Genomic DNA, 11,091 nt, shown 5'->3' on the forward strand with positions numbered 1-11,091 from the left:
CCACCCACCCGGGCGGTGCCACCCGACCCGGCTGGGCCACCGGGACCAGCCAACGCCGCCCCTCCGCGCACCCTCTGGGTGCGGGCAGGACCGAAGTCCTGAGATCTTGGTACGGCACGGCCCCTATAGGGGCCTGATCCTTCCAAGATCCGTTGGACGGCCTCAGCTGTCGGGCGGTGGAGCGGTCCGGGGTCAGTCCTTTTCGACGACGACCTTGCTCGGCTTGGCGCTGCGCTCGTCGGTGGTCGGCTTCGCCGGACGCTTGCCGTTCTCGCCGGTGCTGGTGATCTTCGTCGGGGTGGCGCCCCGACCTCCCTCGCCAGGCACCGCCGCCACGGTCGGCTCCCCGTCCACGCCGGCGCTGGCCGTACCCCCGTCGACGGTGGTCACGGTGGCCTTGCCATTGGCCGGCTGCCCGGCGTCGGCCGGCTCGATCCGGCCCTTGGCCGGCTGCCCGGCGTCCTCCGGCTCCACCTTGCCGGCGGCGGGCTTCCCGTCCGAGGAGGACGGAGCCGCTGCGGGGCCCGTCGCCCCGCCCGCGACCGGAGCCTTGTCCGCGGAGCCCGCACCCGCCGGGGTCCTGCCCGCCGTGCCCGCGCCCGCCGGGGCGGTGGCCGCATCCGCCTTGGCCGCTTCCGTCGGGGTCGTGCCCGCACCCGCCGTGGCCGCGCCCGCCGGGGTCCTGTCCGCCTTGTCCGTGCCCGCGCCGACCGGGGTCGCACCCGCGCCCGCCGAGGTCTTGTCCGTGTCGGGGCGGGGCCTGCCGCCGTTCGCCGTGGCCGGCTTGCCGTCCGCCACCACCGGGGCGGCGGCGCCGTCCGTGCCGCCCGGCAGGTCGGCCGCGGCGAGCCGACCCAACCGCAGCTCCGCCACCTGTCGCTGGAGCTCGTCGGACTCCTGCCGGGACTTCCAGGTCTCCTGCCGCAGGTCGGCCAGCTCCTGCTGGGCCTGGGCGATCTCCAGCATCACCTGGGCGAGCTGCTGACGGCTGGCGGCGGCCTCCTGCTGGGTGGCGGCGAGGTGCTGCTGGGTGGTGGCCAGGTGCTGCTGCGTCGTGGCCGCGTACTCCTCGAACTGCCGCCGTGACGTCGCCACGTGCTCGTCGGCCTTGCGGCGCTTGTCGGCCGCCTCCGACTCGGCCCGGCCGAGCAGCGCCGCGGCCTCCTCCTCGGCCTGCCGGCGCATCGTCAGCGCGTCCTGCTCGGCGGCCTGGCGGACGGCGGTGGCACCCTGCTCGATCTCGTTCTTCCGGGCGGTGTACTCCGCCTCCAGCGTGGCGCGGCGCGACTCGAACCCGGACTCCAGCTCGTCGTGCCGGCTCGTGTGCTGCTTCTCCAGCTCGGCGAGCCGGGTCTTGTACTGCTTCTCCAGCTCGTCGCGGCGCTTGGTGAACTCCTGCTCGGCCGCCGCGCGGCGCTGGGTCAGCTCGCGGTCCGCGGCCTCGCGCCGGCTGTTGACCTCCTGCTCCACCCCGGCCCGCCAGGCGCCCAGCTCCTGCTGCGTCTGGGCCCGGGCGTGCTGCACGTACGCCTCGGTCTCGCTGCGCATCCGCTGCACGTACGCCTCGGTCTCGGCGCGGTTGCGCTTGGCCGTCTCGGCCGCCTGGGTGGTGAGCCGCTCGGCCTCCTGGCGGGCCTTCTCGCGGGTGGCCCGGCCGGCGCCGGCGGCGTCGTCGATGATCTGCTTGGCGTCCCGCTGCGCCTTGGCGTGGGTGGCCCGGCCCGCCTCGGTGGCCTGGTCGACCAGGCGCTTGGACTCCTGCTGGGCCTTGGCGTGCACCTCCTTGGCGGCCTCCCGCAGCTGGGTGGCCTCCTGCTGCGCCTTGGCGTGCACCTCCTTGGCGGCCTCGCGCAGCTTGGTCGCCTCCTGCTGGGCCCGCTGGTGGATCTCCTTGGCCGCGTCCCGCAGCTGGGTGGCCTCCTGCTGGGCCTTCGCGAGCGCCTCCTGGGCGGCCTTGCGCAGCCGGGCGGCCTCGTCCTTGGCGGTGCGGACGGCGGCGTCCGCCTCGGCCTTGCGGGCCGCGGTGTGCCGCTCCTCCTCCGTCCGGCGGGCGGCCAGCGCGATCTCGAAGTCCTTGAGGGCGGTGGCGGCCTGCTCGCGGGCCTCGTCGACGATGTGCTCCGCGGCGGCCCGGCGAGCCTCGATCTCCTCGTTGGCGGAGGCCAGGATCGCGTCGGCCTGCTCCTCGGCGATGGTGAGGATCTGCTCCACCCGCGGGCCCAGGTGCCGGTAGGAGACGTTCTCCAGAGCCCCGGACGACTTGCGTGCCTGGGCGAGGTCACGTTGGAGCACCTCGACCTGGCCGGCCAGCTTGTGGATCTGTGTGTAGGCCTGTTCCCGCTCGGCCGCCAGGGCCGCGATCTCGTGCTCCGCGCGAGCGACGTACCGGTCGACCTGTCGTTTCTCGTACCCCCGCAGAGCGGACTCGAAGCTGGGCTCCGTGGTCACATCCCCGCCGAGAGCGAACAGTTCCTCGCCGTGCGACATGCCCCCATCCTCACACGCCTCCAGTCCGGCTGGGGCGATACGGACGCCCCGGATAGGACCTACTTCACTGCCGACACGCCCGGGCAATTCGCTCGGCGGGAAAAAGCGTACGGCGCGGGGCGCACCGGTCACCCGGTGTCACCCCGCGCCGTGGAAATCATGCCCCGGTCGGGTGGGTCGGTCGGGTCAGTTGGCGGTCTCCGCGGCCACCCGCTCGTCGGCGTTGTCGGCCTTCTTCGCCTCCGGCTTGGCCGGCGCGGCCGGCGGCGTGGCGGGCACGCCCGGCACGATGCCGGCGAGGCCGGAGAGCATCTGGCCGAGCTGCGAGGTGACGGCGTCCTTCTGCCGGGTGAGGTCCTCGACCTCGCGACGGGCCGCCTGGGTGGTCAGCTCGGCCTCGGTGCGCGCCTCGGTGAGCAGGCGCTTCGACTCGGCCTTCGCCTCGGTGAGCGTCTTGTCGGCCAGCGCCTTGGCCTTGTCGACCGTCTCGTTGGCGGTGCGCTCCGACTCGACCCGGCGGGCCTCGGCGCGCTGCTCGATCTCCTTGGCCCGCTCCTGCGCGGCGTGGGCCCGCTGCTCGGCCTCGCTGACCAGCTTCTGGGTCTGGGCCACCTGCGCGGCGTGCCGCTCGGACTCCTCGCGCTCGGCCTTCTCCCGGCGCTCGGCCAGCTGGAGCTCCAGGGCCTGGAGGTCCTTGTCGCGCTTGTCGCGGGCGTCGGTGAGCAGCTTGGTCGCCTCGGCGCGCTTCTCCTCGGCCTCGCGGGCCGCCTTCGCCCGCTGCTGGGTGATCTCCCGCTCGGCGGTGGCCCGCAGGGTGGCGACCTCGCGCTCGACGGTGGACTTCAGCTCGGCGACCTCGTGGGCGGTGACCGTGCGCAGCTGCTTGGTCTCCCGGTCGGCGTCGGCGCGCAGCGTGTCGGCCTCGCGCCGGGCCTGGACGCGGACCTCGGCGGCCTCGCGCTCGGCGGCGGTGCGGACGCTGCCCGCCTCCCGCTCGGCGTTGGCCTTCATGGCCGCCGCCTCGGCGCGCGCCTTGTCGGTGATCTCGCGCGCCTCGAGGCGGGCGGCGGAGAGGATGCCCTCCGACTCGCGCTTGGCCTCGTTGCGGTGGTCGTTGGCCTGCTCCTCGGCCAGCCGCAGGATCTGCTCGACGCGGGTGCCGAGGCCGGAGAGGGTGGGCCGGCTGTTCTCCTCGAGCTGCTTGTTGGTGTCGGCGAGCTTCTGCTCCAGCGCGCTCATCCGCTGCTCGGCCTGGCGGAGCCGTCGCTGGGCGTCGTTCATCCGCTGCTCGGCCTCGGCGCGGGCCTGCTCGGACTGGGTCAGCGCGGCCGTCATCCGGCCGATGAAGTCATCGACCTGGTGGGTGTTGTAGCCGCGCAGGCCAACGGTGAAATCGGGCTGCGAGTTCGCGTTATCGAAGAACGCAAGAGGGGAGGACTGCTGGGGCATTGGGACATACTCGCAGACCCCCCAGGGTGCTTCGCAAGAGCGGTGCCGAGCTTTCGTGTCCTCATTACATGGTCAACTGCGGGTCCGCCGAGGACCGGGCAGATCGCCGATCTTGGCAGGTCCCGGGCGGGTCGGACGGCACGGAGCGTGACAGGGGAGAGGGCACGGAGCGTGACATGGAAAAGGGCCGCGGGAGTACCCCGCGGCCCTTTGTCGCGCCATGGTCGGCATCGCTCGAATGAGCGTCAGACACTAGGCGGAAAGGCAATCGCCGTTCACCGCAATGGGCGACGGCGCCTCGTCCCTCGGGTCAGTGGCCGCGGAACCGGTTGATCGCGTCCTCGTGCCGGGAGCGCAGCTCGCGGTCGCGTACGCCGAGCCCGTCCGTCGGGGCCAGGCAGCGGACGCCGACCTTGCCCTGGTGCGCGTTGCGGTGCACCTCGTACGCGGCCTGGCCGGTCTGCTCCAGCGCGTAGGTCTTCGACACGGTGGGGTGGACCTTGCCCAGTGCCACGAGCCGGTTGGCCTCCCACGCCTCGCGGTAGTTGGCGAAGTGGCTGCCGATGATCCGCTTCAGATGCATCCAGAGGTAGCGGTTGTCGTACTGGTGCAGGTAGCCGCTGGTGGAGGCGCAGGTGACGATGGTGCCGCCCTTCTTGGCCACATAGACGCTGGCGCCGAAGGTCTCCCGGCCGGGGTGCTCGAAGACGATGTCCGGGTCGTCGCCGCCGGTCAGCTCGCGGATGCGCTCGCCGAAGCGGCGCCACTCGTCCTGGTCCTGGGTCTGCTCGTCCTTCCAGAAGCGGAAGCCCTCGGCGGTGCGGTCGATCACCAGCTCGGCGCCCATCCTCCGGCATAGCTCCGCCTTCTCCGGCGAGGAGACCACGCAGACCGGGATCGCGCCGCCGTTGAGCGCCATCTGGGTGGCGTAGCCGCCCAGGCCGCCGGAGGCGCCCCAGATCAGCACCACGTCGCCCTGCTTCATGTTCGCCCCGTGGTGCGACACCAGCTGCCGGTACGCAGTCGAGTTGACCAGCCCCGGGCTGGCCGCCTCCTCCCAGCTCAGGTGGCGCGGCTTGGGCATCAGCTGGTTGGCCTTGACCACGCACAGCTCGGCCAGGCCGCCGAAGTTGGTCTCGAAGCCCCAGATCCGCTGCTGCGGATCCAGCATGGTGTCGTCGTGCCCGGCCGCGTCCTCCAGCTCCACGGAGAGGCAGTGCGCGACGACCTCGTCGCCGGCCTTCCACTTCGTCACCCCGGGCCCGGTGCGCAGCACCACGCCGGCGGCGTCGGAGCCCACCACGTGGTACGGCAGGTCGTGCCGGCGGGTCAGCTCGGAGAGCCGGCCGTAGCGCTCGAGGAACTTGAAGGTCGGCAGCGGCTCGAAGATGCTGGTCCAGACCGTGTTGTAGTTGATCGCGCTCGCCATCACCGCGACCAGCGCCTCGCCCGGCCCCAGTTCCGGCGTCGGCACCTCCTGCACGTGCAGCGCCTTGCGCGGGTCCTTGTCCCGGGTGGCCAGGCCGTCGAACATCCGGGTCTCGTCGGCGCGCACCACCACGCCGCGGTACGTCTCGGGTACCGGCAGGCCGGCGATCCCGGCGAGCTCCCGTGCGGGTTGGTCGGATCCCTCCGCCGCCATGATCGCTTCGAGGATGTCCTGCACGTCGACCTCCCGTTCGTCCGCACCCCGCCCACGCGGGCCTGGGTGCTGCCATCGTCGGCGTCGGTGCGGCCCACCGCCATGTCGGCATCCGACACATCCGGTACCGGCCGCGCTCCTGTGGGGCGGGACGTTACTGAAGAGTAGGTAGGGCCGGAAGTCCTCTGTGAAAAACTGCATTGGCCGATGCGTGGAGGTGCCCGGGCGGCGGTGGAACCACGCACCGGCGCGCTCGGCGGGGCCTCCGACCCCTCTCCCACCAGCCGGGGAGTGGCCTCCGGCCCCTTCTCCGGCGGCCGGGGGAGTGGCCTCCGGCTCCCGCCCGGTCGGCGGGAGCCGAAGGTGGGGATCAGTGCCCGGCGGCGGGCTCGACGAGTTCGACCAGCACCCCGCCGGCGTCCTTCGGGTGGACGAAGTTGACCCGCGAGTTGGCGGTGCCGCGCTTCGGGGTGTCGTAGAGCAGCTTCACGCCCCGCTCGCGCAGCTTCGCGCAGGCGGCGTCGATGTCCGCGACGGTGTACGCCACCTGCTGCACGCCCGGGCCCTTCTTGTCGAGGAACTTGGCGATGGTCGACTCCGGGGTCAGTGGGGCGAGCAGCTGCACGCAGCCGCCCTCGGCGTCCGGGCCGACGGCCAGCATCGCCTCGCGTACGCCCTGCTCGGCGTTCACCTCGGTGTGCACGCAGCGCATCCCGAAGGTGCGCTGGTAGAAGTCGATCGCGGCGTCCAGGTCGGCGACGGCGACCCCGACGTGGTCGATGCGGCGCAGGCCGATGTCTGTGACATAGTCGGCAGCGGTCTCGACGGGGGAGTTCTCAGCCATGGCGCTAGTCTGACCGAACAATCGTTAAGGCGTACAGGTCGGCACCCCTCGGAGGCAGGCATGGCTTCGGTGATCGTCAGCGGCGCGCGGACCCCGATGGGGCGCCTGCTGGGCAACCTCAAGGACCTCCCGGCGACCAAACTGGGCGGCGTGGCGATCAAGGCGGCGCTGGAGCGCGCCGGCGTCGCCCCCGACCAGGTCCAGTACGTGATCATGGGCCAGGTGCTCCAGGCCGGTGCCGGGCAGATCCCGGCCCGCCAGGCGGCGGTCGAGGCGGGCATCCCGATGTCCGTGCCGGCCCTGACCGTCAACAAGGTCTGCCTCTCCGGCCTGGACGCGATCGCCCTGGCCGACCAGCTGATCCGCGCCGGCGAGTTCGACATCGTCGTCGCCGGCGGCATGGAGTCGATGACCAACGCCCCGCACCTGCTGCTCGGCCAGCGCGGCGGCTACAAGTACGGCGACGTGGTGGTCAAGGACCACATGGCGCTCGACGGGCTCACCGACGCCTGGGACAGCTGCGCGATGGGCGAGTCCACCGAGCGGCACAACGAGCGGCACGGCATCACCCGCGAGGAGCAGGACGCGTTCGCCGCGGCCAGCCACCAGCGGGCCGCCGCCGCGCAGAAGAACGGCCACTTCGCCGACGAGATCACCCCGGTGGTCATCCCGCAGCGCAAGGGCGACCCGGTGGTGATCAGCGAGGACGAGGGGATCCGCCCGGACACCACCGCCGAGTCGCTGGCGAAGCTGCGCCCGGCGTTCGCCAAGGATGGCACGATCACGGCCGGCAGCGCCTCGCCGATCTCCGACGGCGCCGCCGCGGTGGTCGTCATGAGCAAGGCCAAGGCCAAGGAGCTGGGGCTGACCTGGCTGGCCGAGATCGGCGCGCACGGCAACGTCGCGGGCCCGGACAACTCCCTGCACTCGCAGCCGTCCAACGCGATCCAGCACGCGCTCAAGAAGGGCGGGCTCGGCATCGAGGACCTGGACCTCATCGAGATCAACGAGGCGTTCGCCCAGGTCGGCATCCAGTCCACCCGTGACCTCGGGGTCAGCCCGGACAAGGTCAACGTCAACGGCGGGGCGATCGCGCTGGGCCACCCCATCGGCATGTCCGGCGCCCGGCTGGTGCTCACCCTCGCGCTGGAGCTCAAGCGCCGGGGCGGCGGCACGGGCGCGGCGGCGCTCTGCGGCGGCGGCGGCCAGGGCGACGCTCTGATCATCCACGTCCCGGCTCCCGGCGAGAGCGGTCACTGACCGCCGGCCGGCCGATCCCGTAGAGGCAGCACAGTGAGCGAGATCGTCGACGACGTCCCGGCGACGGGCGCACCCCCGGTGCGCCGCAGCCGGGACGTGCCGATGCTGGTCGAGCGGGCCCGCGCGGGCGATCCGCGCGCCGTGGCCCGGCTGATCACCCTGGTCGAGTCGGGCGACGAGACGCTGCCGCGGATCGCGGCGGCCCTCGCGCCGTACGCCGGCCAGGCCCAGGTGGTCGGGCTGACCGGCTCGCCCGGGGTGGGCAAGTCGACCACCACCAACGAGCTGGTCCGGGCGCTGCGCGCCCGCGGCCACCGGGTGGGCGTGCTGGCCATCGACCCCTCCAGCCCGTTCACGGGCGGGGCGATCCTCGGCGACCGGGTCCGGATGCAGGACCACGCCACCGACCCGGGCGTCTACATCCGGTCGATGTCGAGCCGGGGCCACCTGGGCGGGCTGTCGGCCGCCACGCCGCAGGCGGTGCGGGTGCTGGAGGGCGCCGGCTGCGACGTCGTGCTGGTGGAGACCGTGGGCGTCGGGCAGGCCGAGGTGGAGGTCGCCTCGCTGGCCGACACCACGCTGGTGCTGCTCGCCCCGGGCATGGGCGACGCCATCCAGGCGGTCAAGGCCGGCATCCTGGAGATCGCCGACGTCTTCGTGGTCAACAAGGCCGACCGGGACGGCGCCGACGCCACCTACCGCGACATCCAGGGCATGATCGCCCTGGGCGAGCGCGGCCCGGGTGACTGGCGGCCGCAGGTGGTGCGCGCGATCGCCTCCCGGGGCGAGGGGATCGACGACATCGCCGCCGCCATCGACAAGCACCGTGGCTGGCTGGTCGAGCACGGCGAGCTGCGCCGCCGCCAGGAGGCGCGGGCCGCCGCCGAGGTCGAGGCGATCGCGCTGGGCGTGCTCCGCGCCCGGATCGGTTCCCTGCGCGACGGTACGGAGCTGCCGGCGCTCGCCGCGAAGGTGGCCGAGGGCGCCCTCGACCCGTACGCGGCGGCCGACGAACTGCTCTCCCAACTCGGCTCCTGAGGGGCCCGTCGAGCTAGTACGCTCGCACCGCTCCACGGTCGGCGTGGGGCGGTGCGCGGCGGAGTGGGGAGACGATGGGCGACGAGGCGACGCAGGAGCTGTCGGTGACGCCGGACGCGGTGCCGGGCGGGACGACGCTCGTCTCCGACGAGGTGGTGGAGAAGATCGCGGTGGCCGCCGCGCGGTCCGTGCCCGGGGTGGTCGAGCTGGGCGGGGACGTGGCCCGGTTCTTCAACGCGGTGCTCGACAAGGTCGGGCTCGACCAGGTCGGCGACGCCCGGCGCGGCTGCTCGGCCCACGTCACCAACGGCGCGGCGGTGGTCAACCTGGTCATCGTGATCGAGGCCGGCCGTGCGGTGCCGCAGGTGACCGCCGAGGTCCGGGAGCAGGTCGCCGGGGCGGTCGAGGCGTACGGGCTGCGGGTTGACGAGGTCAACATCAGGGTCGACGACGTGGCCCTGGGCGGTCCCGCCGCGCCCGTCGCGTGACGCGTCCGGCGGCCCAGGTTACCTGCCGGTACGAACTTACTTAGCGATCGTTCAGGTCTGGGCTCTACACTCGCAGTGCAGTCGAGGACTCGAGGAGGAGCCCCGCCGATGAACGCCGACGAGATCGCCGCCGGACGGGCACGCTGGCAGGCCCGCTACGACGCCGCGCGCAAGCGGGACGCCGACTTCACCACGCTCTCCGGGATGCCCGTCGACCCGGTCTACGGGCCGCCGGAGGGCGTGGACCACCCGGGCTTCGAGCGCATCGGCTGGCCGGGCGAGTACCCGTACACCCGGGGCCTCTACCCGACCGGCTACCGCGGACGGACCTGGACGATCCGGCAGTTCGCCGGGTTCGGCAACGCCCAGCAGACCAACGAGCGCTACAAGATGATCCTGGGCGCCGGCGGCGGCGGTCTCTCCGTCGCCTTCGACATGCCCACGCTGATGGGCCGGGACTCCGACGACCCGCAGGCGCTCGGGGAGGTGGGCCACTGCGGCGTCGCCATCGACACCGCCGCCGACATGGAGGCCCTCTTCGACGGCATCGACCTCGCCGGGGTCACCACGTCGATGACCATCTCCGGGCCGGCGGTGCCGGTGTTCTGCATGTACCTGGTGGCCGCCGAGCGGCAGGGCGCCGACCTGTCCACCCTGGACGGCACGTTGCAGACGGACATCTTCAAGGAGTACATCGCACAGAAGGAGTGGCTCTTCGACCCGGAGCCGCACCTGCGCCTGATCGGTGACCTGATGGAGTACTGCGCCCGGGAGATCCCGCGCTACAAGCCGCTGTCGGTCTCCGGCTACCACATCCGCGAGGCCGGCTCGACCGCCGCGCAGGAGCTGGCGTACACCCTCGCCGACGGCTTCGGCTACGTCGAGCTGGGGCTCTCCCGGGGGCTCGACGTCAACGTCTTCGCACCCGGCCTGAGCTTCTTCTTCGACTCGCACGTCGACTTCTTCGAGGAGATCGCCAAGTTCCGCGCCGCCCGCCGCATCTGGGCCCGCTGGCTGCGCGACGTCTACGGCGCGACCAGTGAGAAGGCGCTCTGGCTGCGGTTCCACACGCAGACCGCCGGGGTGTCGCTGACCGCCCAGCAGCCGGTCAACAACGTGGTGCGTACCGCCGTGGAGGCACTCGCGGCGGTGCTCGGCGGCACCAACTCGCTGCACACCAACGCCCTGGACGAGACCCTGGCGCTGCCCACCGACGAGTCCGCCGAGATCGCCCTGCGTACCCAGCAGGTGCTGATGGAGGAGACCGGGGTGACCAACGTGGCGGACCCGCTGGGCGGGTCCTGGTACGTCGAGGCGCTCACCGACAAGATCGAGGCCGAGGCGGAGGAGATCTTCGCCCGGATCCGGCAGCTCGGCGGGGAGGGTCCGCACCAGATCGGCCCGATGACCTCCGGCATCCTGCGCGGCATCGAGGACGGCTGGTTCACCGGCCACATCGCCGAATCCGCCTTCGTCTACCAGCAGGCGCTGGAGAAGGGCGACAAGCGGATCGTCGGGGTCAACTGCCACACCGGCACGGTCGCCAAGGACCTGGAGATCCTGCGCATCTCGCACGAGGTGGAGCTGGAGCAGCGCCGGGTGCTGGCCGAGCGGAAAGCCGGCCGCGACGAGGCCGCCGTCAAGGCCGCCATCGAGCGTATGGTCACCGTCGGCCGGACCGACGGCAACATGATCCCGGCCATGCTGGACGCCGTCCGCGCGGAGGCCACCCTCGGCGAGATCTGCGACGCCCTGCGCGCCGAGTGGGGCGTCTACCGCGAACCCGCCCGCTTCTGACCCCGTCCCCCTCGACCCCGCTCCACCGCGATCCCGCACCCCGTGTCCCGGCAGTTGCCGCGCAGGCCTCCTGCCGAGGACCGGAG

The 11,091-nt window shown here is 72.7% G+C and carries 8 protein-coding genes; 4 read left to right on the top strand and 4 right to left on the bottom strand.

The window, feature by feature from the left end; translation table 11 throughout:
* Positions 1-192: 192 nt before the first annotated feature.
* From F6X68_RS24870 to mce, 4 genes are all read right to left on the bottom strand, one after another.
* Positions 193-2,487, bottom strand: a complete 2,295-nt coding sequence (locus F6X68_RS24870) for a hypothetical protein (protein WP_151456552.1) — start codon at positions 2,485-2,487, stop codon at positions 193-195.
* Between the two features lie 186 nt (positions 2,488-2,673).
* Positions 2,674-3,936, bottom strand: coding sequence for a cell division protein DivIVA (locus F6X68_RS24875; RefSeq protein WP_132231256.1), 1,263 nt, complete (start codon positions 3,934-3,936; stop codon positions 2,674-2,676).
* A 310-nt stretch (positions 3,937-4,246) separates the two neighbouring features.
* Positions 4,247-5,602, bottom strand: a complete 1,356-nt coding sequence (gene ccrA, locus F6X68_RS24880) for a crotonyl-CoA carboxylase/reductase (protein ID WP_151456553.1) — start codon at positions 5,600-5,602, stop codon at positions 4,247-4,249.
* Between the two features lie 346 nt (positions 5,603-5,948).
* Positions 5,949-6,422, bottom strand: coding sequence for a methylmalonyl-CoA epimerase (gene mce, locus F6X68_RS24885; protein ID WP_151456554.1), 474 nt, complete (start codon positions 6,420-6,422; stop codon positions 5,949-5,951).
* Between the two features lie 60 nt (positions 6,423-6,482).
* On the opposite strand from mce, the gene F6X68_RS24890 reads away from it, so the two are divergent.
* The 4 genes from F6X68_RS24890 (at position 6,483) to F6X68_RS24905 (ending at position 11,005) form a co-directional block, all read left to right on the top strand.
* Positions 6,483-7,682, top strand: a complete 1,200-nt coding sequence (locus F6X68_RS24890; RefSeq protein WP_151456555.1) for an acetyl-CoA C-acetyltransferase — start codon at positions 6,483-6,485, stop codon at positions 7,680-7,682.
* A 102-nt stretch (positions 7,683-7,784) separates the two neighbouring features.
* Positions 7,785-8,720 (top strand): methylmalonyl Co-A mutase-associated GTPase MeaB, encoded by a 936-nt coding sequence (gene meaB / locus F6X68_RS24895; protein ID WP_370518982.1) that lies wholly within the window; start codon positions 7,785-7,787, stop codon positions 8,718-8,720.
* A 74-nt stretch (positions 8,721-8,794) separates the two neighbouring features.
* Positions 8,795-9,208 (top strand): Asp23/Gls24 family envelope stress response protein, encoded by a 414-nt coding sequence (locus F6X68_RS24900; RefSeq protein ID WP_151456557.1) that lies wholly within the window; start codon positions 8,795-8,797, stop codon positions 9,206-9,208.
* A 108-nt stretch (positions 9,209-9,316) separates the two neighbouring features.
* Complete coding sequence (locus F6X68_RS24905; RefSeq protein ID WP_151456558.1) at positions 9,317-11,005, top strand: methylmalonyl-CoA mutase; 1,689 nt, start codon at positions 9,317-9,319, stop codon at positions 11,003-11,005.
* Positions 11,006-11,091: the final 86 nt, after the last annotated feature.

Source organism: Micromonospora sp. AMSO12t, from assembly GCF_008806585.1.
GTDB classification, from domain to species: Bacteria; Actinomycetota; Actinomycetes; order Mycobacteriales; family Micromonosporaceae; genus Micromonospora; species Micromonospora reichwaldensis.